25 protein-coding genes are annotated in these 25,830 nt (G+C 62.6%); 14 read left to right on the top strand and 11 right to left on the bottom strand.

Going from position 1 to position 25,830, the window contains the following annotated elements; translation table 11 throughout:
- Positions 1 to 245: 245 nt before the first annotated feature.
- Entirely contained in the window at positions 246 to 1,205 is a 960-nt protein-coding gene (locus tag V7S54_RS23985; protein ID WP_065372017.1) for a lysylphosphatidylglycerol synthase transmembrane domain-containing protein, read from the top strand.
- Between the two features lie 50 nt (positions 1,206 to 1,255).
- Here V7S54_RS23985 and V7S54_RS23980 read toward each other — a convergent pair whose 3' ends face one another.
- Together V7S54_RS23980 and V7S54_RS23975 are read right to left on the bottom strand one after the other, a co-directional pair.
- Entirely contained in the window at positions 1,256 to 1,744 is a 489-nt protein-coding gene (locus V7S54_RS23980) for a hypothetical protein (RefSeq protein WP_065372016.1), read from the bottom strand.
- 108 nt (positions 1,745 to 1,852) lie between these two features.
- Positions 1,853 to 2,758, bottom strand: coding sequence for a DMT family transporter (locus V7S54_RS23975; RefSeq protein ID WP_065372015.1), 906 nt, complete (start codon positions 2,756 to 2,758; stop codon positions 1,853 to 1,855).
- Between the two features lie 489 nt (positions 2,759 to 3,247).
- On the opposite strand from V7S54_RS23975, the gene V7S54_RS23970 reads away from it, so the two are divergent.
- The 4 genes from V7S54_RS23970 (at position 3,248) to dnaJ (ending at position 9,696) form a co-directional block, all read left to right on the top strand.
- Positions 3,248 to 3,598 carry a hypothetical protein gene (locus V7S54_RS23970; RefSeq protein WP_065372014.1) on the top strand — a complete coding sequence of 117 codons (351 nt, stop codon included), beginning with the start codon at positions 3,248 to 3,250 and terminating at the stop codon, positions 3,596 to 3,598.
- A 263-nt stretch (positions 3,599 to 3,861) separates the two neighbouring features.
- Positions 3,862 to 6,126 carry a transglycosylase domain-containing protein gene (locus tag V7S54_RS23965; RefSeq protein WP_336408980.1) on the top strand — a complete coding sequence of 755 codons (2,265 nt, stop codon included), beginning with the start codon at positions 3,862 to 3,864 and terminating at the stop codon, positions 6,124 to 6,126.
- A gap of 260 nt (positions 6,127 to 6,386) precedes the next feature.
- On the top strand, positions 6,387 to 8,309 hold the full coding sequence (dnaK, locus tag V7S54_RS23960) for a molecular chaperone DnaK (protein WP_065372012.1): 1,923 nt from the start codon (positions 6,387 to 6,389) through the stop codon (positions 8,307 to 8,309).
- A gap of 256 nt (positions 8,310 to 8,565) precedes the next feature.
- Entirely contained in the window at positions 8,566 to 9,696 is a 1,131-nt protein-coding gene (gene dnaJ / locus V7S54_RS23955; protein ID WP_065372011.1) for a molecular chaperone DnaJ, read from the top strand.
- Positions 9,697 to 9,757: 61 nt separating this feature from the next.
- Here the strand turns inward: dnaJ and V7S54_RS23950 are convergent, their stop codons facing one another.
- The 3 genes from V7S54_RS23950 to V7S54_RS23940 form a co-directional block, all read right to left on the bottom strand.
- Complete coding sequence (locus V7S54_RS23950; RefSeq protein WP_065372010.1) at positions 9,758 to 10,645, bottom strand: DUF2182 domain-containing protein; 888 nt, start codon at positions 10,643 to 10,645, stop codon at positions 9,758 to 9,760.
- 5 nt (positions 10,646 to 10,650) lie between these two features.
- On the bottom strand, positions 10,651 to 11,286 hold the full coding sequence (locus V7S54_RS23945; RefSeq protein WP_065372009.1) for a DUF1326 domain-containing protein: 636 nt from the start codon (positions 11,284 to 11,286) through the stop codon (positions 10,651 to 10,653).
- 288 nt (positions 11,287 to 11,574) lie between these two features.
- Complete coding sequence (locus V7S54_RS23940; protein WP_065372008.1) at positions 11,575 to 12,324, bottom strand: SDR family oxidoreductase; 750 nt, start codon at positions 12,322 to 12,324, stop codon at positions 11,575 to 11,577.
- 143 nt (positions 12,325 to 12,467) lie between these two features.
- On the opposite strand from V7S54_RS23940, the gene V7S54_RS23935 reads away from it, so the two are divergent.
- Together V7S54_RS23935 and V7S54_RS23930 are read left to right on the top strand one after the other, a co-directional pair.
- Entirely contained in the window at positions 12,468 to 13,367 is a 900-nt protein-coding gene (locus V7S54_RS23935) for a LysR family transcriptional regulator (RefSeq protein ID WP_065372007.1), read from the top strand.
- Between the two features lie 76 nt (positions 13,368 to 13,443).
- Positions 13,444 to 14,904, top strand: coding sequence for a serine hydrolase (locus tag V7S54_RS23930; protein ID WP_065372006.1), 1,461 nt, complete (start codon positions 13,444 to 13,446; stop codon positions 14,902 to 14,904).
- Positions 14,905 to 14,949: 45 nt separating this feature from the next.
- On the opposite strand, the gene V7S54_RS23925 is transcribed toward V7S54_RS23930, so the two are convergent.
- A complete protein-coding gene (locus V7S54_RS23925) occupies positions 14,950 to 15,954 on the bottom strand; it encodes an inorganic phosphate transporter (RefSeq protein WP_065372005.1) in 1,005 nt (334 codons plus the stop codon).
- Positions 15,954 to 16,598: a DUF47 family protein gene (locus V7S54_RS23920; RefSeq protein WP_065372004.1), complete on the bottom strand. Its 645-nt coding sequence runs from the start codon at positions 16,596 to 16,598 to the stop codon at positions 15,954 to 15,956. Before V7S54_RS23920 ends, V7S54_RS23925 begins: the two co-directional genes overlap by 1 nt.
- A 307-nt stretch (positions 16,599 to 16,905) precedes the next feature.
- On the opposite strand from V7S54_RS23920, the gene recF reads away from it, so the two are divergent.
- From recF to V7S54_RS23905, 3 genes are all read left to right on the top strand, one after another.
- Positions 16,906 to 18,030 (top strand): DNA replication/repair protein RecF, encoded by a 1,125-nt coding sequence (gene recF / locus V7S54_RS23915; RefSeq protein WP_065372003.1) that lies wholly within the window; start codon positions 16,906 to 16,908, stop codon positions 18,028 to 18,030.
- A 102-nt stretch (positions 18,031 to 18,132) separates the two neighbouring features.
- Positions 18,133 to 18,891, top strand: a complete 759-nt coding sequence (locus V7S54_RS23910; protein ID WP_065372002.1) for a molybdopterin-synthase adenylyltransferase MoeB — start codon at positions 18,133 to 18,135, stop codon at positions 18,889 to 18,891.
- A gap of 7 nt (positions 18,892 to 18,898) precedes the next feature.
- The gene (locus V7S54_RS23905) at positions 18,899 to 19,369 is read left to right on the top strand and encodes a GNAT family N-acetyltransferase (RefSeq protein WP_419178138.1); all 471 of its coding nucleotides are present in this window, start codon (positions 18,899 to 18,901) and stop codon (positions 19,367 to 19,369) included.
- A 166-nt stretch (positions 19,370 to 19,535) separates the two neighbouring features.
- Here V7S54_RS23905 and V7S54_RS23900 read toward each other — a convergent pair whose 3' ends face one another.
- On the bottom strand, positions 19,536 to 20,540 hold the full coding sequence (locus V7S54_RS23900; protein WP_057247751.1) for a 2-hydroxyacid dehydrogenase: 1,005 nt from the start codon (positions 20,538 to 20,540) through the stop codon (positions 19,536 to 19,538).
- Between the two features lie 182 nt (positions 20,541 to 20,722).
- Here V7S54_RS23900 and V7S54_RS23895 point away from each other — a divergent pair, with 182 nt between their 5' ends.
- Positions 20,723 to 21,274 (top strand): SH3 domain-containing protein, encoded by a 552-nt coding sequence (locus V7S54_RS23895; RefSeq protein WP_057247750.1) that lies wholly within the window; start codon positions 20,723 to 20,725, stop codon positions 21,272 to 21,274.
- Between the two features lie 38 nt (positions 21,275 to 21,312).
- Here the strand turns inward: V7S54_RS23895 and V7S54_RS23890 are convergent, their stop codons facing one another.
- A complete protein-coding gene (locus V7S54_RS23890) occupies positions 21,313 to 22,305 on the bottom strand; it encodes an adenosine kinase (protein ID WP_065372001.1) in 993 nt (330 codons plus the stop codon).
- Positions 22,306 to 22,392: 87 nt separating this feature from the next.
- Complete coding sequence (locus tag V7S54_RS23885; RefSeq protein WP_065372000.1) at positions 22,393 to 22,821, bottom strand: VOC family protein; 429 nt, start codon at positions 22,819 to 22,821, stop codon at positions 22,393 to 22,395.
- A gap of 68 nt (positions 22,822 to 22,889) precedes the next feature.
- Here V7S54_RS23885 and V7S54_RS23880 point away from each other — a divergent pair, with 68 nt between their 5' ends.
- On the top strand, positions 22,890 to 23,483 hold the full coding sequence (locus tag V7S54_RS23880; RefSeq protein WP_065371999.1) for a TetR/AcrR family transcriptional regulator: 594 nt from the start codon (positions 22,890 to 22,892) through the stop codon (positions 23,481 to 23,483).
- A gap of 30 nt (positions 23,484 to 23,513) precedes the next feature.
- On the opposite strand, the gene nth is transcribed toward V7S54_RS23880, so the two are convergent.
- Entirely contained in the window at positions 23,514 to 24,284 is a 771-nt protein-coding gene (gene nth, locus V7S54_RS23875) for an endonuclease III (RefSeq protein ID WP_065372420.1), read from the bottom strand.
- A gap of 22 nt (positions 24,285 to 24,306) precedes the next feature.
- Here nth and V7S54_RS23870 point away from each other — a divergent pair, with 22 nt between their 5' ends.
- Together V7S54_RS23870 and V7S54_RS23865 are read left to right on the top strand one after the other, a co-directional pair.
- Positions 24,307 to 24,804, top strand: coding sequence for a DUF2244 domain-containing protein (locus tag V7S54_RS23870; protein WP_065371998.1), 498 nt, complete (start codon positions 24,307 to 24,309; stop codon positions 24,802 to 24,804).
- A gap of 95 nt (positions 24,805 to 24,899) precedes the next feature.
- Positions 24,900 to 25,787, top strand: a complete 888-nt coding sequence (locus V7S54_RS23865; protein WP_065371997.1) for a methylated-DNA--[protein]-cysteine S-methyltransferase — start codon at positions 24,900 to 24,902, stop codon at positions 25,785 to 25,787.
- The last annotated feature ends 43 nt before the right edge of the window (positions 25,788 to 25,830 follow it).

The raw sequence follows: 25,830 nt of genomic DNA, 5'->3' as shown, positions 1-25,830 counted from the left end.
TTTTCGGCAGACCCTCAATCCTTGACCTCAGGGGTCTCAGGTGCTTCCTTTTTGTGAAACAAATCACAAAGGGAAATCGGATCATTGGCAAGGGTAAGGACCGAAGCGTCGCGCTGCGGGCGTGACGCTACGACAAAGCAGCTTGGAAAACAGGATGTCTCCGCTCGGAGAACCACTCCGGCAGCTGCAGCAGAAGTGTCCTCAGAACGCCTTGGCCATTTCCTCACATCGATCGCGGCGCCTGTATGAAGAGGCTGCAGACCTACTTCTGGCCCGTTGTCGGCCTTCTCGCGATCCTCTTTTCGGTGAATGCGCTTTATCACGAGCTCCGCGGTCTTTCGCTCGACGAGTTCCTCGCAAGCTTCAACGCGATCTCGCTTAAAAGCTGGCTGTTGGCGATCTGCTCGACACTGGTCGCCTATGCGGCGCTTGCGGCTTACGACCGGCTAGCGCTCGACCATCTCGGCCACCGCATCTCGATCTGGTTCATCACGCTCTGCTCGTTCACGACCTATGCGCTGTCGCACAATCTCGGCGCCTCGGTCTTTTCCGGCGCGGTCGTGCGCTACAGGGCCTATCGCTCCAAGGGGCTTTCTCCAGGTGAAGTCGGCGTGCTCGTCGCCTTCTGCTCCTTCACCTTCACGCTCGGAACACTGGTGCTTTCGGCCATCGTCCTCCTGGTGCGACCCGACATCATCGAGCGCTTCGCCGAATTCCTGCCGGTGGAAATGTCGCTGACGACCGGCGTGCTCATCCTCGTCGTCATCGGGCTCTATGTCGTCGGCAGCCTCGTGGGGCTTCCATCGTTCCGCACGCGATGGTTCCAGCTGCACTATCCGAAGCCGAGGATCGTGTCCCGGCAATTGGTGATCGCGCCCGTGGAACTGATCGGCGCTGCCGGGATCATCTATTTCGCACTGCCGGAAGCCGGAAACCCGGGCTATATCGTCATCCTCGGGATCTTCCTCGCCTCGTTCTCGGCGGCGCTGCTCTCGCATGCACCGGGCGGGCTCGGCGTGCTTGAGCTGATTTTCATCGCCGCGCTGCCGGAGATGGACCCGGCCGACGTTCTGGCGGCGCTGGCCATCTTCCGCCTGCTCTACCTGGTCATCCCGTTTGTCCTGGCATTGGTGGTGATCCTCGTCTTCGAGCGAGCACGCTTCTTGGCACAACGCCTTCCCCCGGGAGGGACCGACCTTCCCTAAGGGGCTGGAATTGCGGCGCGGGGGAAACTACACGCTTCCCTCGACCCACATCAGGGCGCGTTGCAGACCGTCGGCAGCGCCTGCTCGAGCGGCCCTTTCACTTCCTTAAGCCGCGCCGCTTCGACCTGGTAGGGCGTGAAGGGCGGCACCTGTAGCGACGGGTTGATGATGCGCGTGACGTAGCAGCCAGCGAAGAACCGTACCCGCGCGGGCTTCTCGATAGACTTCACCGCAACCGGAACCGCCGAATAGATGCTGCCGGCGCCAGCCTCCGTTTTCACCTTGCCGATCTTCACCTCGACCGACACTGTGCGATCATAGCCGCGGCTGAAGGACTTGAAGCCGCCGACGGGCTTCGATTCACCGAAATAGCCGTAGGCGCGGGCATATTCCTTGCGGTTGATGGCATTGTAGAGCGAACGGACGAGAGCTGCCCCATCGGAGCGGTCGTCGACATAGGCGACGCCTTCCTGTGCCAGAGCCTCGCCGTTCAACGCTGCAAATGCGCCGAGGGCGAAGACGGTGGATCGAAGCTTCATGCAATCCTCCTTTTGTCGTGCGGCAGCCGAGCACAACAATAAGGCGAAGCCATAGCAGGATTCGCTTCCCTCATGTTTCCTTAAACCGTCCGACGCGCGGCGCTGAGCTCAGGCCGGTGGCAAGCCGGCACGGCGGCGGGCGACGACGCGCTCGCGCCACACGGTGAAGATGCCGGCTGCGACCACCAGCACGGAGCCGACGATCATGTTGACCGTCAGCGTCTCGCTGAAAATCGTCACGCCCATGATCGAGGCAAAGACGAGCTGCAGGTAGGTGAGTGGCTGAACGGCCACCGCATCCAGTACCTCATAGGCGCGGATGAGGAAGTAGTGGCTGGAGGATCCGGTGACGCAGAGCAGCAACATCCAGCCCCAGTCCGCCGGCGCGAGCGTGACCCAGAAGAACGGACCGACTAGGCTGATCGCGGCAGCACCGACGACGCCGGTGTAGAAGAAGCTGGTCATCGCCGAATCCTGCCGGCTGACGAGCCGCGTGACGATGACATAAAGCGCAAACAGCAGAGCCGCCCCGAGCGGCAAGAGGAAGGTCCGGTCGAAAAGGCCGTCTGCGGGTTTCAGAATCAGAAGCACGCCGCCGAGACCCGCGGAGATTGCCAGCCAGCGCCGCCAACCGACGCGCTCGCCGAGAAGCGGCATGGACAGGAGGGCAACGAACAGAGGCGTCGCGGCCAGGATCGCTTGCGAATGGGCAAGCCCGACCCAGGTGAAAGACGTGATCACCATGACGATCTGGGTGGGCAGCAACACGCCGCGCACGATCTGAAGCCACGGCCTCCTGGTTGTCGCCGTGAACTTCAGGCCCTCCTTGGTACGCGCAGCCAGCGCAATCGCGAAAAGCGCAAAGGCCCAATAGCGGATCATCGCGACGAAGACCGGCGGATAGATCGCGCCCAGATGCTTGGAGATGCCGTCCTGGATCGAAAAGATGACGATCGCCAGAAGCGTGAAGATGTAGCCGTTTGCCTTGGAAGCCTGTGAGACGGTGGACGTCATGGCGCGCCGATACCTGCGAGAACCCGCCGCGCCGCCAACTGCGCACGACAAGTGCCACATACAAGGAAACACGGCCGTATTCGAGACATGAAAAGAGCCCCGTGTGGGAGGAGGTACACGGGGCTCTCGAACTTGATCGGTGACTGGGAGGAGGAGTGCCACCGATCCGCATCGGGCGCCGCGGGAGGAGGTGCAGCGCTTCGATAAGTCATATAATAATCGTGCGTCGCAGCAATTTCAAGACGTGATTTTTGCATTGCACAAAATTGTGAGGCGAAGCGGCAGGTCGAGCCATCTTGACCCGCTCATCCGAGCCTGAGCCAGGGAACAACTCGTCGCCGGGGCCGACGCGCGAGAGCCCACGCATGGCGCGGTAACCGGCCGGAAACCACAACCCTTGATAGCTTTTTACTCTACTTCAGCTTTTCTGATATACGACCAGCAATATTAGAAGAAGTATATTTACTCTCCATAATTGCAGGCTTTCAGATGAAATTATTGCTCCAGGTCCCCACCGCAATCATCGTTGTCCTGATCCTCGCCACATGGATCGCCAGCCTGCGCCTCGTCGTGCTGCCACCGGGCTCCTTCAAGTTAAGAGCGATGACTGCGCTCGTTTATCAAGGGCACGGCTACCGCCTGGTGGACAGCCCGCGCGCCATGTGCGGCCGACAGGCCTACCCGGCGAAGGACTGCGAGGACGTGGCGATGAACCACCTGGGGAAACGGGTTCTGTTTCGGCTTCCCTATAGCCAATGGCTCTACGACTTTACCGAGCCCGGTGCTGCCGCATCGAACGTGGCGGTCGAAGATACCCCGCTGCGCAGCTCCATCCAGTAGTTGCGACCCTATTGGGCTCGTCAGCACAACGGAGTGGACGTCTCACCCTGCCACGCGCAGCGCATCGCTTAAACGCAAGCTGTTGAACACCATGCGTATTTCACGATCCGCTTCTTAACTCCCCCTTAAATTGCCGTATTTAAAGTTCACCCGGTCGCCGTGGCGGATGAGCGCAGAGCGCCGGTACCGCCGTCGAGATCGAAGTCACCGTCGTGATTGAGCCAATCGGCCCCGCAGACGGCAGAGGGACAAATCCAAACGGCATGGCAACAAACGGCAGGTCAGGACAGCGGATCGAGCCATCGTTCGGCGGAAACGAAGACGATGATGACGATTTTCGCGTCGAGGCCAGCGATCGTGTGACCAGCAGCCGCAAGGCGCCCCGCAACAAATCTTCGGGCACCGGCAAGAAGGGCAGTAGCAAGAAGAAGTCAGCCGGCAAGCGCGGCAGCGCACGGCGCAACTCTGGCGGCGGCGGCTTCATTGGCCTTGTCCGCACGCTGTTCTACTGGTGTATCGTGCTCGGCATCTGGGGCGCCATGGGCGTCGGCGGCCTGGTGCTCTACTACGGCGCGCGCATGCCGAGCGCCGAGAGCTGGTCGATCCCCGAGCGACCGCCGAACGTCAAGATCCTTGCGGTCAGTGGCGACGTCATCGCCAATCGCGGCACCACCGGCGGCGAAGCGTTGTCGCTGGAAAACATGTCGCCCTATATTCCGCAGGCGGTCATCGCCATCGAGGACCGCCGCTTCTATTCGCATTTCGGCATCGATCCGCTGGGTCTCGCCCGCGCCATGCTGACGAACCTCACCACCGGGCGCATGGTGCAGGGTGGCTCGACCTTGACGCAGCAGCTTGCCAAGAACCTGTTCCTGTCGCCGGAGCGCACGCTCGAGCGCAAGGTGCAGGAGGTGCTGCTCGCCTTCTGGCTCGAGAAGAAATATTCCAAGGACCAGATCCTGGCGATGTATCTCAACCGGGTGTTCTTCGGCTCCAATGCCTATGGCGTGGAGGCGGCATCGCGGCGCTATTTCAACAAATCGGCGCGCGACGTGAACCTCGGCGAGGCGGCATTGCTCGCCGGCCTTTTGAAAGCGCCGTCCCGCCTTTCGCCGGCGCGTGACCCGAAGGCTGCGGAAGAGCGCGCCCAGGTCGTGCTCGGCGCCATGCGCGAAGAAGGCTACGTCACCGACAGCGAGATCAAGACGGCGATGTCGCAGACTCCGACCAAGGCCAAGAGCTACTGGTCCGGCGCCGAACACTACGTCGCCGACATGGTGATGGACCAGCTTCCCGGCATGATCGGCGAGATCAAGGAAGATCTCATCATCGACACGACGATCGACCTCAATCTCGAGAAGAAGGCCGAGGAGGTGATTGCTGCCACGCTGGACGCCGACGGCAAGAAGCTCGACGCTTCGCAGGCAGCACTCGTCTCGATCGACGGCACCGGCGCCATCCGGGCGCTCGTCGGCGGCAAGGACTATGCCGAGAGCCAGTTCGACCGGGCCTCCAAGGCCAAGCGTCAGCCGGGCTCCGCCTTCAAGCCCTTCGTCTATGCCGCGGCACTCGAGATCGGCCGCACGCCGATGTCGATCCGCAACGACGGTCCGGTCCGGATCGGCAACTGGACGCCCGAGAATTACGACCAGAAATATCGCGGCGAGGTAACGATCGCCGATGCGCTCGCCAATTCGCTGAACACCATCGCCGCGCAGCTGGTGATGGAGGTCGGGCCGCAGAACGTCGTCAAGGTCGCCCATCGCCTCGGCATCGATTCCGAGATGCAGGCCAATGCCTCGATCGCGCTCGGCACATCCGAAGTCAGCCTCGTCGAACTGACGTCGGCCTATGCCCCGTTCATGAATGGCGGCTTCAAGGCGACGCCGCACGTCATTCGCCGCATCTCCAAGGCCGATGGCACGGTGCTTTACGAAAACACCTACGACAACCCGCCGCGGGTGCTCGACCCGGCGATCGTCAGCGAAATGAACCAGATGATGGTGCGGGTGCTGACCAAGGGCACCGGCAAGAAGGCGCAGCTCAAGGGCTGGGAAGCGGCCGGCAAGACCGGAACGACGCAATCCTTCCGCGACGCGCTGTTCGTCGGCTACACCTCGAACCTGACGACCGGCGTCTGGTTCGGCAATGACGACGGCAAGTCGATGAAGAAGGTCACCGGCGGCGGCCTGCCCGCCAAGGCCTGGCACGATTTCATGATGGCAGCCCATGAGGGCCTCTCGCCCTCACCGCTCTTCGGCACGACGGGCGTGCAGCCGGTCTTCGACGAAGGCGTGGGCGCACCGGCCGGCGACTTGCTCTCCGGCGATCCGGAAGCCTTTCCGGAAGCCCCCGTTGGGGTCAATGGCGCGGTCGCAGTGGGGCAGCGTCCAGTAGACCAGGGGGGCGAATGGGATGGACAGAGCGCCGATCACGGCAATGGCGGCCTCGTACCACCGGCCGATGTCGGCCAGACGACGGGTGCCACGCGCCGCACTACGCTCTTCGACATTCTGACCGGCGGTTGAGCCGGCGCGACCGGCGCGGCAAGCGTGCGACTGGTGCCATTCTCACCAGCCGCGGATAGCCCATTTCTGGCTAGGCAAATCCCGGACTTGCATTTGCCCCCAAACGCCCCGCAGAATGCCTTGCAGTCCGAAACGCCGGTCCTTATATACGCCGCATCGGCGCAGTCTCGGCTGCGAAGAAATCCTGAGACCATCCCGTTAGGGGCTGTCTTACGAATGCCTGACCGGGTTCCGACAGTCCGCTGCAAGGAGAGAACGACATGGCTAAAGTTATTGGTATTGACCTGGGAACGACCAACTCCTGCGTCGCCGTCATGGACGGAAAAGACGCGAAGGTGATCGAAAACGCCGAGGGTGCGCGCACGACCCCCTCGATGGTGGCATTCAGCGACGACGGCGAACGTCTCGTCGGCCAGCCGGCCAAGCGCCAGGCCGTCACCAATCCGGAAAACACGCTTTTTGCGATCAAGCGCCTGATCGGCCGGACCTTCCAGGACCCGACCACGCAAAAAGACAAGGACATGGTTCCTTACAAGATCATCAAGGCCGACAATGGCGACGCCTGGGTCGAAGCGCACGGCACGGATTATTCCCCGTCGCAGATCTCCGCCATGATCCTTCAGAAGATGAAGGAAACGGCCGAATCCTATCTCGGTGAAAAGGTCGAAAAGGCCGTCATCACCGTACCGGCCTACTTCAACGACGCTCAGCGCCAGGCAACCAAGGATGCCGGCAAGATCGCTGGCCTCGAAGTACTGCGCATCATCAACGAGCCGACCGCGGCAGCTCTTGCCTACGGTCTCGACAAGAAGGACGGCAAGACGATCGCCGTTTATGACCTTGGCGGCGGCACCTTCGACATCTCGGTTCTCGAAATCGGCGACGGCGTCTTCGAAGTGAAGTCGACCAACGGCGACACCTTCCTCGGCGGCGAAGACTTCGACATGCGTCTGGTCCAGTACCTCGCCGGCGAGTTCAAGAAGGAACAGGGCATCGACCTGAAGAACGACAAGCTCGCCCTTCAGCGCCTGAAGGAAGCTGCCGAAAAGGCCAAGATCGAGCTCTCCTCGTCGCAGCAGACCGAAATCAACCTGCCGTTCATCACGGCTGATGCTTCCGGTCCGAAGCACCTGACGATGAAGCTGACCCGCGCCAAGTTCGAAGCGCTTGTCGACGACCTGATCCAGCGCACCGTTGCGCCGTGCAAGGCCGCCCTCAAGGATGCCGGCGTCTCGGCTGCCGAGATCGACGAAGTCGTTCTCGTCGGCGGCATGAGCCGCATGCCGAAGGTTCAGGAAACCGTGAAGCAGCTGTTCGGCAAGGAGCCGCACAAGGGCGTGAACCCGGATGAAGTGGTTGCCATGGGCGCCGCCATTCAGGCCGGCGTTCTGCAGGGCGACGTCAAGGACGTTCTCCTGCTCGACGTCACCCCGCTGTCGCTCGGCATCGAAACGCTCGGCGGCGTCTTCACCCGCCTGATCGAACGCAACACGACGATCCCGACCAAGAAGTCGCAGACCTTCTCGACCGCCGACGACAACCAGTCGGCCGTGACGATCCGCGTCTCCCAGGGCGAACGCGAAATGGCCGCCGACAACAAACTGCTCGGCCAGTTCGACCTCGTCGGCATTCCGCCGGCACCGCGCGGCATGCCGCAGATCGAAGTCACCTTCGACATCGACGCCAACGGCATCGTGCAGGTTTCGGCCAAGGACAAGGGCACCGGCAAGGAGCACCAGATCCGCATTCAGGCATCTGGCGGTCTTTCCGACGCCGACATCGAGAAGATGGTCAAGGACGCCGAAGCCAATGCCGAGGCCGACAAGAAGCGCCGCGAGGGCGTCGAAGCCAAGAACCAGGCCGAAAGCCTGATCCACTCCAGCGAGAAGTCGCTGAAGGATTACGGCGACAAGGTTTCGGAAGCAGACCGCAAGGCGATCTCCGACGCGATTGCCGCGCTGAAGACTGCCGTCGAAGCCTCCGAGCCGGACGCCGAAGACATCAAGGCCAAGACCAACACGCTGATGGAAGTTTCCATGAAGCTCGGCCAGGCGATCTACGAAGCGCAGCAGACGGAAGCCGCTCATGCGGATGCCGCAGCAGACGCAGCGCGCGACGGCGATGTCGTCGACGCCGACTACGAAGAAGTCAACGACGAGGACGACCGCAAGCGTTCGGCCTAATCCGTCCCTTCGATCAGACGAAAAGCCCGGGATCGCCCCGGGCTTTTTGTTATCTGCACAGCCCGGCGCGACGGGCAAAAGTGGCGACAAGTGCCGCGACCCGCTGCAAACGTTACTTTTCCGACAAAAAACCGCATCTACCACCGCTCGGGCTATGGTATCGCGCTTCAAGGTTTACTAAATCGGTGGCAAGGTAAACGGGCAGCCGCCGAGCCCTCGCGCTGGTACGCCTCGTCAATAGGACAGTCTTCGACGAATGAAACGTGATCTGTACGAAACGCTTGGGGTTGCCAAGAATGCCGATGAGAAGGAGCTGAAGAGCGCCTTCCGCAAACTCGCGATGAAGTATCACCCGGACAAGAACCCCGGCGACGCGGCAGCAGAGAAGACCTTCAAGGAAATCAACGAAGCCTACGAGATGCTCAAGGACCCGCAGAAGCGGGCCGCTTACGACCGCTACGGTCATGCGGCGTTCGAGCAGGGCGGAATGGGCAACGGCTTCGGCGGCGGCGCTGCCGGCGGGTTCTCCGACATTTTCGAGGACATCTTCGGCGAGATGATGGGTGGCGGACGTCAGCGGCGCTCCTCGGGCGGCCGCGAACGCGGCGCCGATCTTCGCTACAACATGGAGATCTCGCTCGAAGAAGCTTTCTCAGGCAAGACCGCGCAGATCCGTGTTCCAACCTCGATCACCTGCGACGTCTGCAGCGGCTCCGGCGCCAAGCCCGGCACGAGCCCGAAGACCTGCGGCACCTGTCACGGCTCCGGCCGTGTGCGCGCGGCCCAGGGCTTCTTCTCGATCGAGCGCACCTGCCCGACCTGCGGCGGGCGCGGCCAGACGATCACCGATCCCTGCGGCAAGTGCCACGGCCAGGGCCGGGTCACCGAAGAGCGCACGCTCTCGGTCAACATCCCGGCCGGCATCGAGGACGGAACGCGTATCCGCCTCTCCGGCGAAGGCGAAGCGGGGCTCCGCGGCGGACCGGCCGGCGACCTCTACATTTTCCTCTCGGTCCGGCCGCATGAGTTCTACCAGCGCGACGGCGCCGATCTCTATTGCAGCGTGCCGATCTCGATGACGACGGCGGCCCTTGGCGGCAAGTTCGACGTGACCACGCTCGACGGCACCAAGTCGCGCGTCACGGTTCCCGAGGGCACCCAGGCGGGCAAGCAGTTCCGTCTCAAGGGCAAGGGCATGCCGGTGCTGCGCTCGGCCCAGTCCGGCGACCTCTACATCCAGATCCAGATCGAAACGCCGCAGAAGCTGACCAAGCGTCAGCGCGAACTGCTGCAGGAATTCGAGCAGATCTCCTCGAAGGACAACAATCCGGAATCGACGGGCTTCTTCGCCCGGATGAAGGATTTCTTCGATACGCTGAGCGACTAAGGCTCCAGCCATGGGCTGCTTCAGCGCCGCGCGCCGGAGACGGTTGCGCGGCGCCCCTGCATCAGCTCATCGCCGTAAGCTGCCACAGCCCGGCGATGACGAGCGCCACCCCAGCGACACGGGACAGGAGCCGGCCGCCGGGCACCACCTTTTCGGCAAGCACGAAGATGGCGATCGCCGCGATCCACAGCACATTCATCACCCCGCCGACGAACAGAAGCGCCATCAGCGCCCAGCAGCAGCCGACGCAATAAAGGCCGTGTCGCAGACCGAGGCCAAAGGCGGCACCCGCCTCGCGACGAAATCCGCCGTGGTTCTGGATGAATAGCAGCGGCGACTGGCATTGCCTGAGGCAACGATCCTTGAGCGACGTCCACTGAAACAGGCCCACGGCGACGAGGACCGCACCGCTCAAGGCTTGGTTGGCGCTCGAGAGCGCCGGAGTGAGCAGCAAGGCTTGATCCAGGAGCCATTGCGCGAGAACGGCAATCAGCGCGAACAGGGTCCAGGCCAACAGATAGCCGCCGGCGAAGAAGCCGGTCGCGGCGAAGGGCTTGCCCTGCTGCGCCGCTTGCCGACCGACACGGGCATAGAGCAGGATCATCGGCGTAGCCGACGGCACCATCATACCCATCATCATGACAGCCCACATGACAAAGGCATAGGCGAAGGTTGCGGCGGTCCAGGGACCGGCGGCCGCAGCCGCCATCGATGTCATCGATCCCCCTTGCGCCTCCATGGGCATGTTCATCGGCATGTCCATGGGCATCTCCATGTCCATGCCCGAACCCATATCCATGGTGTCGGAGGCTGCTGGGGGCGCAGTCATGTCCATGGCCGAAGCCAGCCACAGGATGTAGAGCCAACTGATCGCCGTCAGCGTAATCAGCGCTGCCACAACGATGGCGCGATCACGTCTGAGCAGGGTTTCGAGCGCCGTATCCTTCATCGACGTCAGTGGATCACGCCGCTTTCGGTCAGGTGCATGCGCGCGAAATGAGCATGCGAGTCCGCCAGTGCCAAGGTCAGCGGCCCCTTCGTATCGGCCCATCCGCGCCCGACTTCGCAGACGTCGTATTCGAACCCCTGGGGGAGATTGATGCGCGCCTGATGGGGGGAGCCGGTCACCGGATTGAGGATCGGTTCGCCGCGAGCGACGAGCCAGCCAGGCACATTCAGCCGCGCCGTACGCGCGCCGACGTCGACCTCGAAATCGATCTCGGCAAAGACAGGATCGTGCATGGTTTCGAAGGTCGTCGCAAAAACCTGGAAGAAGGTCGCGCCGGGTTCCGTATCCTCGCCGCTCATGATGCGCAGCAACGCACCGCGCTGTTCGGCGGAGGCGCGGCTATCGACGATCGGCACAACCTGCCCCCTCCCCTCGTGGATGGCGCCCGGCCAGGCGGCGATCAGGCCGCCACGAAGCCCATCGAGCCGCGTATCGCCGTGATAGCCTTCCTCGATCTCGAAGGCGCCGACGGCGCTGCAATGGCCTTGTGTCGGCAATGCATTGAACTGGCAAGGACAGCCATAGGCGCAGTTGCAATGTATGAATTCACGCCCCTTCATCATCCATCTCACACTCGTCATCGTCTCCTCCTGGGATCTGATCGGTGTTCGGTCTACTGCATGTTCGTTTCATCGTAGCCGACCAAAGGACAAAAACATGCAGCAATTCAAAGTGCTACAGCGACCTTTGCGCGTCTGGACGCGCGGCGCTGTAGGTCGATTTCTTGCGACTGGATGCATTCCATTAGATTGCAGAAATATACTCCTCCCAACCAGCGATGCCAACGGCCGGCCGAAGACGACGGAAAGCGCCGCGCATCCGATTGAACACGCGGCGCTTCTGTTCTGTTCGTTAGAGTTGAGCCGTACTCAAAGTGTCGCCATCCCGCCATCGATGATCAGTTCGGCGCCGACAGTGAAAGCAGCCTCGTCGGAGGCGAGGAAGACGACCGCCTTGGCGATTTCGCTTGCGTTGCCGAAGCGGCCAAGCGGGATCTGTGCCGCGATCGCGTCGACGACCTGCTTGTTTTCCTCGACCGTCGGGGCATGGCCGTCATGAAGCGGCGTGCGGATCGGGCCGGGGCTGACGGCGTTGACCCGGATGCCGCGGCCGATGAGTTCGCCGGAAAGCGTTTTGGCGAGCGACAGCAGCCCCGCCTTGGTCAAGGCATAGACGCTTGAGGTCGGCATGCCGATATGCGCGTTGATCGAGGTGTTGAGCACGATCGATGCCGGCTTCGAAAAGACCGGCAACAATGCCTGGATCAGGAAATACGGACCCTTGAGGTTGATGGCGAGCGAGCGGTCGAAGCTTGCCTCGTCCCACTGTTCGATCGGCTGCAGCTTGGCGATGCCGGCATTGACGAACAGGATATCGAGCGTGCCGAAGGCGGCGCGGATCTTTTCAGCGACGGCGGCCTGGCCGGCGACATTGCCGGCATCGGCCTCGATGATCAGAGCTGTCTCGCCAAGGACGGCGCGTGCTTCGGCAATGTTCTTCGGATTGGTGCCGGTGACGGCGACCCTTGCGCCTTCGGCGATGAACTGGCGCGCGGTTTCGAGACCGATGCCGCTGGTGCCGCCGGTGATGAGTGCCGTCTTGTTCTGCAAACGTGACATGATGAAAGTCCTCTTGTTGGGTTGAAGAGGAGATCGGCTCGATTGGCTGGAACCGTCGTCCTCGAATGCAAACAGATATGGCGGAAAACGATCGTTCGGATTAGTCTTCCAATTGTGGAACTCGAATTCGGAAAAGCCGAACGATGGTGAAGATCGAGGGAATAGCCGCCTTTGTCGCGGTCGCCGAAGCTGGCTCGATCAGCGAAGCGGCGCGGCGCCTGCGCCTGTCGAAATCCGTCGTCAGCGAACGCGTGGCGGAACTGGAGCGCGGGCTCAACGCCACGCTCCTCCATCGGACGACGCGCAAGCTGACGCTCACCGAGGACGGCATCGCCTTCCGCGAGCGCGCCGTCAGGATCGTCAGCGAGGTGCAGGCGGCCGCGAGCGACCTTGCCGAGCGGCGCGGACAGCTGACGGGGCCGCTTCGGATCGCCGCGCCCGTCAGCTTTGGCCGCCGGCATCTCGGTCCGGCGCTCTATCCGTTCCTGGCGCGCCATCCGGAAATCGAACTGACGCTCGATCTCGACGACCGGTGGGTCGATGCGGCCTCGGAAGGCTACGACGCGATTGTCCGCCACGGCGTGATCGCCGATTCCCGCCTGGTTGTTTGGAAGCTTGCCAGAAGCCGTCGCCTGCTCGTCGCCTCGCCCGATTATCTCGAACGACAGGGCACACCGGCGTCGCTTGCCGAGCTCGAAGGCCATCGCGGCGTCTTCTACACCAATCGCGGTGCGGCCGATTGGCGGTTCGAGGGACCTTCCGGTGCAACGATCGTCAGGGCGCGCCTGGCCCTCGGCATGAACAATGGCGACATGATACACGACGCCGCCGTCGCCGGGCTCGGCATCGCGCTGTTGCCCGCCTTCATCGCCGGCCCCGCGGTGCGCGAAGGGCAATTGCGTGAGATCGATGTCGGGCTGCGTCCGGAGCCCGAATTCATCTATATGGCGCATCCGGAAGGACGACGCGTCTCCGCCAAGCTCCGAGCCATCGCCCAACATCTGAAGGAAGCTTTTGGCGATCCGCCCTATTGGGATCCGTGAAGCGTTTCCGCAACCCCCGCGTAATCGTTGCCAGCGACTGTATCTCGCCGATTGCCGATCGAGTCTCGACAGAAGCTTGATCGAAATCGGCTGGCATGCGCTTCGCACCCATCGCAACCAAAGATTGGTTTCCTATCTTCTCATCATGCGGACCTTCTTTCTGAACTGGATCGTCGCCATGACACTTGGCACCGCCGCCCATGCGGACAACCTTTCCACGGCCCCGACCGATGCCGAAATCCTGAATATTCTGACCGATCGAATCGACAAGCAGCAGCAGTCGGTCGGCATTGTCGTCGGAATCATCGATGCCAATGGACGACGCATCGTAGCGTACGGCCATCCGGCCAAAGGTGACCCGCGCCCGGTCGATGGACGGACCGTGTTCGAGATCGGCTCGGTCACCAAAGTCTTCACCGCGCTGTTGCTCGCGGAGGCGATTGAAAAAGACACGCTGCGCCTCGACACGCCCGTCTCCACGTTGCTTCCGCCAGATGTGGCGATGCCGAACGACAAGGAGGGCCCGATCACGCTGAAGGACCTGGCAACACACATGTCCGGTCTGCCGCGGCTACCCACCAATCTGGACCTGACAGACACGAGCAATCCGTATGCGGCCTACGACACTGCGAAGCTTTATGCCTTCCTGTCCCATCACAAGCCGCTGCGGCGCCCTGGCATCGAGCACGAGTACTCCAATCTCGGCGCCGGGCTACTCGGCCACGCGCTCGCCTTGAAGGCCGGCCTTTCCTACGAGGAGCTCATCATCAGCCGCATCACGGCGCCTCTCGACATGAAGGACACGGCGATCTCGTCGCAGCCCGGCTGGGCCGAAAGGCGGGCGACAGGCCACAATGCGGCGCTGGAGCCAGTGAGAGACTGGGATCTCAACGCGCTGCAGGGAGCCGGTGCGCTGCGCTCCACGGCGAACGATCTTCTGATATTCCTGGAGGCGGTCATGGGGAAAACGCCGTCGCCGCTAGCACCGGCCTTCACCACGTTACTTGCGACCCGACAGCCGCTCGGCAACGGCGACGAAGACCGGCAGGCGCTTGGCTGGGTGATCTCGGGCAAGGGCGATGAACAGTTTATCTGGCACAATGGCGGGACCGGCGGCTATCGATCCTTCGTCGGCTACCGTCCGTCGACCGGCGTCGGCGTCGTCGCCTTGTCAAACACGTCGACCGACGTCGGCGTGGACGATATCGGCCTACACTTGCTCAACCGCAACGCTCCGCTTGCGCCGGCCGCGGCCCGGCGCACTGCGATAACTGTCGATCCAACGAGTTATGACGCCTATGTCGGCACCTATCGGCTGGCACCCGGTTTCGATCTGACGATCTTCCGCGATGGCGATCGGCTGTTTGCCCAGGCAACGGGACAGGATCGGATCGAAATCTTCCCGGAGGCCGAGCATCGTTTCTTTGCAAAGCTTATCGATGCGCAGATCAGCTTCGCCGTAACCGGCACCCGCGCCGGGAGCCTGACCTTGCATCAGGGCGGACGGGACAGCCCCGCGCCTCGGGTCGAGAAATGATACGCGTCTCCCGTCGATTGAAGCGGGAGACGCCATTCGCTTCGATCAGAAGATCAGATCGATGGTGAAATAGGCGAGCGCCGAGATTGCTGCCGCTGCCGGCATGGTGATGAACCAGGCAATCACGATATTGCCGGCGAGCCCCCAGCGCACTGCCGAGACCCGCCGCGCCGCGCCGACACCGATGATCGCGCCGGTGATGGTGTGCGTCGTCGAAACCGGAATGCCGAGCCAGGTGGCGGCAAAGAGCGTGATCGCCCCGCCGGTTTCGGCGCAGAAACCCTGCATCGGGTTGAGCTTGGTGATTTTAGAGCCCATCGTGTGAACGATGCGCCAGCCGCCGAACAGCGTGCCGAGCGCGATCGCCGCCTGGCAGGTGATCACCACCCAGAAGGGCACGTAGAACTCGGAGCCGAGATAGCCCTGCGAGAACAACAGCACGGCGATGATGCCCATGGTCTTCTGCGCATCGTTGCCGCCGTGGCCGAGCGAATAGAGCGACGCGGAGACGAATTGCATCACGCGGAAGGTGCGGTCGACGGCAAAGGGCGTCTGCCGCACGAAAATCCAGGAGACGATCAACACCAGAAGCAGGGCCAGGAAGAAGCCTATCGCCGGCGACATGAAGATGGCGCCGACGGTCTTCAGAAGACCGGTCCAGACGATGGAACTAAAACCGGTGCTGGCAAGGCCGGCACCGACGAGGCCGCCGATCAGCGCATGCGACGAACTCGACGGAATGCCGAAGAGCCAGGTGACGATGTTCCAGACGATGGCGCCTAAGAGGGCCGAAAAGATCACCAGCGGCGTGACGATGCCGGGATCGATAATGCCCTTGCCGAGCGTCTCGGCCACATGCAGGCCAAAGAACAGGAAGGCGATGAAGTTGAAAAAGGCTGCCCACATGACCGCATATTGCGGCCTGAGCACCCGCGTCGAGACGATTGTCGCGATCGAGTTGGCAGCGTCGTGCAAACCGTTCAGGAAGTCGAAGAACAGCGCGATGCCGATCAGCCCGACGAGCAACGGAAAGGCGAGCGTCGCATCCATCAGACGTTCTCGATCACGATGCCGCTGATTTCATTGGCAACATCCTCGAAGCGGTCGATCACCTTTTCGAGCTCGCCATAGATCTCGCTGCCGATGATATAGGCCATCGGGTTGCTAGCGCCGTGGCGGCGGAAGAGATCCTTGAGGCCGAGGTCGTGCAATTCGTCGGCACGCCCCTCGATGCGGGTGATTTCCTCGGCGATGGCGATGAGGCGGTTGTGATTGGTTCCGATACGATCAAGCAGCGGAATGGCCTCGCCGATCAGATGCGCGGCCTGGACGATGATCGTCGCCATCTCGCGCATGCCCGGATCGAATGTCTTCTGCTCGTAGAGCCGGATCGTCTTGACCGTCTTGTGCATCATGTCGATGGCATCGTCCATCGACTGGATCAGGTCCTTGATGTCGCCGCGGTCGAACGGCGTGATGAAGGACCGGCGCACCGCCAGGAGCACTTCGCCAGTAATATGATCCGCTTCATCCTCAAGCGCGACGATCCGGTCGCACTGTTTCTCCATGTCGTCGCCACCGGCAAGCAGCCTGTCGAGCGCTTCGGCGGCACCGACGACGGTGAGCGCGTGTTTAGCGAAAAGGTCGAAAAAGCGATCTTCGCGGGGAAGCAGTTTGCGGAACCAAGCCAGCATTACAAATATATCCATCCGTGGATTGTCATGAAACTGTCATATTTGACCGAGGCGCTCAAGAAAAGCACCTGATTCAAGGGGTTTGCCGCCTATCCCCTGCCGATATCGACCTATCCCAGGCGATATCGACGCGCTGGCCATTTCGTCTTGCCTTGGCCAACGCTTTCGTCCTACTGCATGTCTCCTTAAATCGACCTCGATTTAAGGACGAAGACATGCAGCAATTCAAAGTGCTACAGCGACCTTTGCGCGTCTGATAAGACGCGCGGCGCTGTAGCTGGCGCCCAACGTCGAATCCGGTTTGCCCATGCCCCACAAGGTCTTTCTCAACCGCTTGAAGCTCACGGAGTTCCGCAACTATGCGGCTCTCGCGCTGGAGCTCGACCAGCGCCATGTGGTGCTGACGGGAGAGAATGGCGCCGGCAAGACCAATCTGATGGAAGCGGTTTCCTTCCTCTCGCCAGGACGGGGCCTGAGGCGCGCGGCTTACGCCGACGTCACCCGCGTCGGCGCGAGCGACGGGTTTTCCGTATTTGCGGAGGTCGAGGGCATGGAGGGGCCGGTCGAAATCGGCACCGGCACCGCCGGCGTGTCGGAGGGCCAATCCCGGCGGCTGAGGCTCAACGGAACGCCGGCATCAACCGTCGACGAACTGACGGATCACCTGCGCGTCCTCTGGCTGACGCCATCGATGGACGGGCTCTTCACCGGGCCTTCGGCCGACCGGCGGCGGTTCCTCGATCGGCTGGTGCTTTCGCTCGATCCGGAACATGGCCGACGCGCCAGCGAATTCGATCGGGCGATGCGCAGCCGCAACCGGCTGCTCAGCGAGTTTCGCCCGGATCCGTCCTGGCTGACTGCGATTGAGCGAGAGATGGCCGGTCTCGGCGTTTCCATGGCGCTGGCAAGGCAGGAGATGCTCGACCTCTTGACCGCACTCGTCGAACGGAATGTCGGTGACAGCGTTTTTCCGTCGGCGCGGCTGGCCCTTTCCGGCTTTCTCGACGACGAAGGCCATCGCCCGGCCTATGATCTCGAAGAGCAATATCTGACAATGCTGCGCGACGGACGGCCGCGCGACGCAGCGGCGGGCCGGACGCTCGATGGGCCGCACCGAAGCGACCTGCTGGTGCGTCATCGGGACAAGGACATGGAAGCCGCACGCTGCTCGACCGGCGAGCAGAAGGCGCTGCTCGTCGGACTGGTGCTGGCACATGCGCGCCTGGTCGGCGACATGACCGGCCACGCGCCGATCCTGTTGCTCGACGAGATCGCCGCGCATCTCGACGTCAACCGGCGTGCGGCGCTGTTCGACCTCGTCGATGGCCTCAGCGGCCAGGCCTTCATGACGGGAACGGACCAGGCGATGTTCGAGGCGCTTGGCGAACGCGGCCGGTTCCTGACCGTTTCGCACGGGAGCGTTACGGGATAAGCAAGAGCGGATGAGGAAATGTGTGTGCGGTTTTCCGCCCGCATCCGCTCTCGCTTGAGAATCGATCGGCCGCCCGGCCGAGCGGGATGAGGAGGATGTTGCATGACCGGTGAGAAGCTCGACCAATCGGAGATCGCCCGCTACGCCCGCCATATCGTGCTGCCGGAAATCGGCGGCGCGGGGCAGCAAAAACTCAAAGCGGCACGTGTGCTGGTGATCGGCGCCGGCGGGCTCGGCGCCCCGGTGCTCGTCTATCTCGCGGCCGCTGGCATCGGCCGGATCGGCGTCGTCGACGACGACATCGTTGCGCTCTCAAACCTCCAGCGGCAGATCATTCACCGCACCGAGGACATCGATCGCGCCAAGGTCGAAAGAGCAGCCGAAGCGATCGGTTCACTCAACCCGCATGTCAGCGTCGACGAACACAGGCTGCGGCTCAACCCCGACAATGCCGAGGTCCTGTTCCGGCAATATCACCTGGTGATCGACGGCTCGGACAATTTCGACACGCGCTATCTCGCAGCCGATACGGCAGCGGCGGTCGGCATACCGCTGGTGACCGGCGCCGTCGGCCGCTTCGACGGATCGCTGACGGTGCTGATGCCGTACAAGGCCGGCACGGATGGGCGGCCGAACCCCTCCTATCGCGATCTCTTCCCGGAACCACCGCCGGCCGGCGTCGTGCCCTCCTGCGCGGAAGCCGGCATCGTCGGGGCCTTGACCGGCGTCATCGGCACGCTCCAGGCGATGGAGGCGATCAAGGTGATCGCCGGTTTCGGCGAACCGTTGGTCGGGCGGCTGTTGATGTATGATGCACTGACGGCGCAGTTCAACACCATCCGCTACCGTCGCCGAGCGTAGGCCGATCATGGTGCAGATCTTCCGAATCAGTGAAAGCTTCGACCGGCACGAGGAACTGCAGAAGCTGATCCTTGGCGCCTTCTCCTACATGGACGGACGGATCGATCCACCGTCGTCGGCACATGCCTTGAGCATTGAATCGCTCCGACAAAAGATTGCCGACGAGATCGCCTTTGGCGTCAGCGACGGCGAGCGGCTTGTAGGCTGCATCTTTTGCAAGCCTGAAGCCGATTGCCTCTATATCGGCAAGCTCGCGGTTACCCCGCAGACACAGGGAAAGGGTATCGGCCGGTTGCTGCTCGCGGAAGCGGAGGCGACAGCGCGAGCGCTCGGCCTTTCGGCGTTGCGGCTACTCACCCGCATCGAACTCACCGAAAACCACCGGGCGTTCGCCGCCTGGGGCTTCGTCGAAACCGCTACGATGTGCCACCCCGGCTTTACCCGGCCGACGGCGATCGAGATGCGCAAGACACTCTAAAGCGCGTCGCGATCTTTCAGATTCGCTCCTTGCGCTTTAAGTTTTTGATGTTTCGCATGTCGTTTATCGCAAAACCGCTGCGCACTTTTGCGCGACAGGCTTTAGCTTCTGACGTTGAGCAGGACGGACAGACAACCGCACGACAGCGCCGTGCGGCGCTTCGCGATCAGTCGCGGCCCGGAAGTACGCGGTCCGGCGGGCGATGGCCGTCGAAGAAGGTGCGGATGTTGATCACCACCTTGTCGCCCATGTCGATGCGGCCCTCAAGCGTCGCCGAACTCATATGCGGCAAGAGCACGACCTTGCCTTCGCCCGCGAGCTTGATCAGCTTCGGATTAACCGCCGGCTCGTTCTCGAAGACGTCGAGGCCGGCACCGGCGATCTTGCCCTCGCGCAGGGACTTGATCAGCGCCGTCTCGTCGATGATGCCGCCGCGGGCTGTGTTGACGATGTAGCTGTCAGGCCGCATCAGCGCCAGGCGGCGGGCCGAGAGCAGGTGATAGGTCGCCGGCGTCGACGGGCAGTTGACCGAAACGATATCGACGCGGGCCAGCATCTGGTCGAGGCTGTCCCAGTAGGTCGCCTCCAGCATCTCCTCGGTTTCCGCATTCACCCGGTGACGGTTGTGATAGTGGATCGAAAGGCCGAAGGCCTTGGCGCGGCGTGCGACCGCGGTGCCGATCCGGCCCATGCCGACGATGCCGATGCGCTTTCCGGCAATGCGCCGGCCGAGCATCCAGGTCGGCGACCAGCCGGCCCATTCGCCCTTGCGATCGGTCAGGATCTGCGCACCTTCGGCGAGCCTTCTGGGCACGGCAAGGATCAGCGCCATCGCCATGTCGGCCGTGTCTTCGGTCAGCACGTTCGGCGTATTGGTGACGGTGATGCCTTTGCGCGCGGCGGCGTCAACATCGATGTTGTCGACACCGTTCGAGAAGCTGGCGATCAGCTTCAGCTGTGGACCGGCCTGCTCGATCAGCGCCGCATCGATACGATCGGTCACCGTCGGCACCAGCACGTCGGCGCGCTTCACCGCCGCGACGAGCTCGGGCTGGCTGCGCGGCGTGTCGTCGATGTTCAACTCCGCATCGAAGAGTTCGCGCATGCGCGTCTCGACGATATCAGGCAGTTTACGGGTGATGTAGACCGTGGGCTTCTTCTTGCTTGTCATTGCTGCGACGGGCCTTGTTGACGGGTCCTTAACCAAGTTGGGCGATACTTTCTCCCTGTAGCCGCAATTTCTACCAGACCCCACCGGGAAGACAAACAAAACTCGCGCGTTCGTCCCCGCGATTTCAGCCCGTGTGTTGGGCCCCAGGTGAACTGCGCCCGCAAAAGCTAGTGCCACGGAAAATGAGCTTCGTCATGCGTCATGTCATTTCCAGATTCTCGTTCTCGTTGATCGCCGCCTGCCTTGGCGCCGGGATCATGGCGTCGGCGGCGTACGCTCAAGCTGCCAAGGGCGCCAGCGGACTGCCGCTGCCGCGCTTCGTGAGCCTCAAGTCGAAGAGCGTCAATCTTAGGATCGGCCCGAGCGTCGATTACGCGGTCGCCTTCCGCTACATGAAGCCCGGCGTGCCGGTGGAGATCATCCAGGAATACGATAACTGGCGCCGTATCCGCGACGCCGACGGCACCGAAGGCTGGGTCAACCAGGCGCTGCTTTCCGGCGACCGTACAGCCGTCGCAGCGCCCTGGATGCGCGGCAAGGGCGAGGGCGTCTTCGTCAACATGCGCCGCGATCCGCAGGGTACATCCCCGATCGTCGCCCGCATGGAGCCGGGGGTCATCGTGCATGTCGGCGAATGCAATGGCGACTGGTGCCATGCCGAGACGCAGGGCGTCGAAGGCTGGATCGCCCAGAGCGAGATCTGGGGCGCCTATCCCGGCGAGGCCTTCAAGTAAGGCCACGCCTGCTTTTCACAAAATTCAATCAGGGCGAATCAGGCCAGACCGGCCTGCTTGGCGGCCGTTTCCAGCGAGACCATCGGCCGCGGGCCGATCTGACCGATGACAATGCCGGCGGCGAGATTGCCGAGCTTGCTGCAGTCTTCGAGCGAGCGTCCGGTCGTGTAGCCGTGCAGGAAGCCCGCGGCATAGAGGTCTCCGGCACCGGTCGTATCGACGACCTGGGCGATCGGCGTTGCGCGGACCCGAACCCGCTCCTCTCCACGCACGACCACCGAGCCTTCTTCGCTCAGCGTCACGGCAGCGAGCTTGCAATCCTTCGAGAGCTTTTCCAGCGCCAGATCGAAGTCTTCGGTCTCGTAGAGGGCCAGTGCTTCCTGCTTATTGGCGAAGACGATATCGACCGTGCCGGAACGCATGAGTTCGAGGAACTCGTCGCGATAGCGGTGAACGCAGAAGCTGTCGGACAGCGTGATCGCGGTTTCGCGGCCGTTTTCGTGGGCGATCCGCGCGGTCTCGCGGATGGCGTCCTTGGCCCGCGGCGGATCCCAGAGATAGCCTTCGAAATAGGTGACCTTGGCCTCAGCGACGACGTCGGCCTCCACATCCTCGGGGCCAAGCTCGACGCAGGCGCCGAGATAGGTGTTCATCGAGCGCTCGCCATCCTCGGTGACGAAGATCATCGAGCGCGCGGTCGGCGGCACGTTTTCGAGCGGCTTCGTCTCGAAGTAAACGCCCTGGGCGCGGATGTCGTGCGCGAAGATCTCGCCGAGTTGGTCGCTCGCGGTCTTGCCGAAGTAGGCAGCGCGACCGCCAAGGCTGGCGACACCGGCTGCCGTATTGCCGGCGCTGCCGCCGGACGCTTCGACGGCCGGGCCCATGCGCGAGTACAACAACTCGGCTCGTTCGGCATCGATGAGGTTCATGGCGCCCTTTATGATGCCGTTTTCATTGAGAAAAGCATCGTCGCAGCGCGCGATGATATCAACGATGGCATTGCCGATCGTCAGCACGTCGTATTTTGTCATGAACCTCGTCCGGTCTCCGTGATGGCCGGTGTTCGTTAATACCGGTTTTCCGGCCATTTGGAAGACAAAAGACGTGGGGCCATCGCATCAGGCCGTCGGAAGTGCGCTTTCGTCGTAGGCTGCGGCGAATTCGGCGCTCGGCGGGATCGGCTTGATGACATCGATCAGCACGCCGTTGGGGTCGGCGGTGATGAAATGGCGCTGACCGAAGTCCTCGTCGCGCAGAGTCTTCAGAATCGGCAGCCCGGCGGCAACCGCCTGCGCGTAGATCAAATCCGGATCCTCGACCTCGAAATTCAGGAGAAGACCACGGGTCGGCGTACGTGCTTCCTCCGGGATCGTCTCGTGGCGGTAGTCGAGCACCGCCAGCGTCACATGTTCGTCCTCGACCGACTGGAGATGCACATACCAATGGCTGGTGAAGAGCGCCTGGAAACGGAAGTGCTCGATGTAGAAGGCGGCAGTGGAGGCAACATCTGATGTCATGATGACAGGATAGTAGCTCGTCGATTTCATGGCTTTCCCTCGCTTCGGCCGTATCATACAATCTGTATGTTTCTTCAATTAACATACAGGCTGCATGTATGCAACAACAAAACTCCCGCCGCTCCAATCGCGAGCGATCCGACACGACCCGCGCCGCGATCCTCGATGCAGCCCGCGGCCTCTTCGTCACCCGGGGTTATGCCGATACCTCCACGCCCGATATTGTCGCCGCCGCAAGATTGACCCGCGGCGCGCTCTATCACCACTTCGAAGACAAGAAGGCGTTGTTCCGTGCCGTAGCGGAGCGGGAGGCGGGCGCAGTGGCGATATCGATCGAGCAGGCAACGGCCAACGACCTCACGCCCCGCGACGCACTGAAAGTCGGTGCGCGCGCCTATTTCGACGCGATGCGCGAGCCGGGCCGAATTCGCCTGCTGCTGCTCGACGGGCCGGCGGTGCTCGGCAAGCAGGAAATGGCCGCGATCGACGCGGCCAATGCCCAGAGAACCCTGGAGGAAGGCATTGCCGAGGCGATGGCGCCGGCAGTGCCTGGCCCGGAAAGGCTTTCGGCCATGGCCTCGTTGCTTTCGGCCGCCTTCGATCGCGCGGCGCTCGACATTGCCGATGGTGCGTCGACAGATGTCTATGCGGAAACGATCTGCACGCTGATCGACCGGCTGGTGTCGGCCTGACGCCGACCGTCAAGACAATACCAAGGTGCCTCAGCCTGCGGCGGAGATGATCTGCGGCGGCAGTTCGACGAGCGGCGCCGGGATATCGCAGGTCTTTTCCGGCGACTTGCAGAGATCGGCGATGACGCAGCGGTCGCACTCGGGCTTGCGCGCCTTGCAGCAATAGCGCCCGTGCAGGATCAGCCAGTGATGGGCATGGTAGAGATACTCATCCGGGATGATCCTGATCAGCTTGTCCTCCACCTCGTCCGGGGTCTTGCCCGGCGCCAGACAGAGGCGGTTGGCGATGCGGAAAATGTGGGTATCGACGGCGATCGTCGACTGGCCGAAAGCCATCGAGAGCACGACATTGGCGGTCTTGCGGCCGACACCCGGCAGGGTCACCAGTTCTTCGCGCGTGCGCGGCACTTCGCCGCCGAAATCGCGGATCAGCTTTTCGCTGAGGGCGATGACGTTCTTCGCCTTGTTGCGATAAAGGCCGATGGTCTTGATGTAGTCCCGGACCTTCTCTTCCCCGAGCGCCAGCATCTTCTCCGGCGTATCGGCGATGGCGAAGAGCGCGCGCGTCGCCTTGTTGACGCCGGCATCGGTCGCCTGGGCGGAGAGCGCCACGGCAACGACGAGCGTAAACGGGTTGACGTGCTCCAACTCGCCCTTCGGCTCGGGGCGCTGGATCGAGAAGCGGCGGAAGATCTCCTTGAGCTCGTCCTGGCTGTAGAGGCTCTTCACCCGCGGCGTCGCGCGGCGGCTCGTATTGGGTTTTGCGGCGCTGGCGGGGAATTTCGGCTTCACGTTTTTCATGATGCATCTATAGTCAAAGGTCATGATCAATGGCAACGTCACCACCCCGCCCGAGGATGCGCCGGTCTTCACCGCCGAGCTCACGCCCTATCGCTCGCTCGGGCGCAGGGGCTTCAAGATCTTGCTCCTGATCGCCGGGCTCCTGAGCCTGGTGCATGCTTTCGTCTTCCTGGTCATCGGCGCCTGGCCGATCGTATTCTTTTTCGGCCTTGATTATCTGTTGCTGCTCGGCGCCTTCTGGCTGAACTACCGCTCGGCGCTCAGCCGCGAAGAAGTCAGCGTTTCCAGAACCGACGTGTCCGTGCGCAAGTTCACGCCGACCGGGCAGATCACCGAACACCGCTTCAACCCGTTCTGGGCGCGCTTCAACGTCGCCCGGCACCAGGAGATCGGCATCATCTCGATGACGATCAGCGGCGGCGGCAACAGGATCGATATCGGCTCCTTTCTCAACCGCGACGATCGTGAGACCTTCGCGCTGGCGCTATCGGGCGCACTTGCCACCGTTCGTCGTCGCTGACGCTTGCCGAACGGCTAAATCCTCGCATTCACTCAAGTTTCGGGTGGCTGCGGACCCCTGCAAATGGTTACCTGTGGCATGACAGGAGAAGAGCCATGAACATTGCGACATCCGTACCCACAGACATCACGCCGAAAGGCACCGATTACGATACGGTCAGCCGCGTGATCGAAATGCTCACCGAGGATTATCGCGACCAGCCGTCGCTCGAAACCGTGGCGCACCGCCTGAAGCAGTCGCCGACGCAACTCCAGAAAGTCTTCACCCGCTGGGCCGGGCTTTCGCCGAAAGCCTTCCTCCAGGCGGTGACGCTCGACCATGCCAAGCGCCTGTTGCGCCAGGAAGACATGCCGCTGCTCGAAACCAGCATCGAGGTCGGTCTATCAGGACCGAGCCGCCTGCACGACCTGTTCGTGACCCATGAGGCAATGTCGCCGGGTGAGTGGAAGGCCCGCGGCACCGGCCTGACGATCCGCTACGGTTACCATCCCTCGCCCTTCGGCACGGCGCTGGTGATGATCACAGACCGCGGCCTGGCAGGCCTCGCCTTTAACGATGGCGGCGGCGAACAGGCGAGCTTCGAGGACATGGCGCAACGCTGGCCGAACGCCAGCTATATCGAAGACAGTGCGGCCACCGCCTACTATGCGGCACGCATCTTCGATCCCTCGCGCTGGCGCCAGGAAGAGCCGCTGCGTATCTTCCTGATCGGCTCCGATTTCCAGATCCGGGTCTGGCAGGCATTGTTGAAGATCCCGCTCGGCTGCGCCACCACCTATTCGAACATCGCCGGGACGATCGGCCAGCCGACGGCCTCGCGCGCCGTCGGTGCTGCCGTCGGGCGTAACCCGATCTCCTTCGTGGTTCCCTGCCATCGCGCACTCGGCAAGAGCGGAGACCTCACCGGCTACCACTGGGGTCTGACGCGCAAGCGTGCGATCCTCGGCTGGGAAGCCGGCAAGGCGGCGGACGGCACGATCTGATGCTCCAAGTCACGCAGTTCCGGACGGAAAGCCGCGTCACACC

Source organism: Ensifer sp. CCNWLY38, from assembly GCF_037120565.1.
In the GTDB taxonomy this organism is placed as follows: domain Bacteria; phylum Pseudomonadota; class Alphaproteobacteria; order Rhizobiales; family Rhizobiaceae; genus Ensifer; species Ensifer adhaerens_H.
This window is presented reverse-complemented; position numbering and strand designations above follow the sequence as displayed.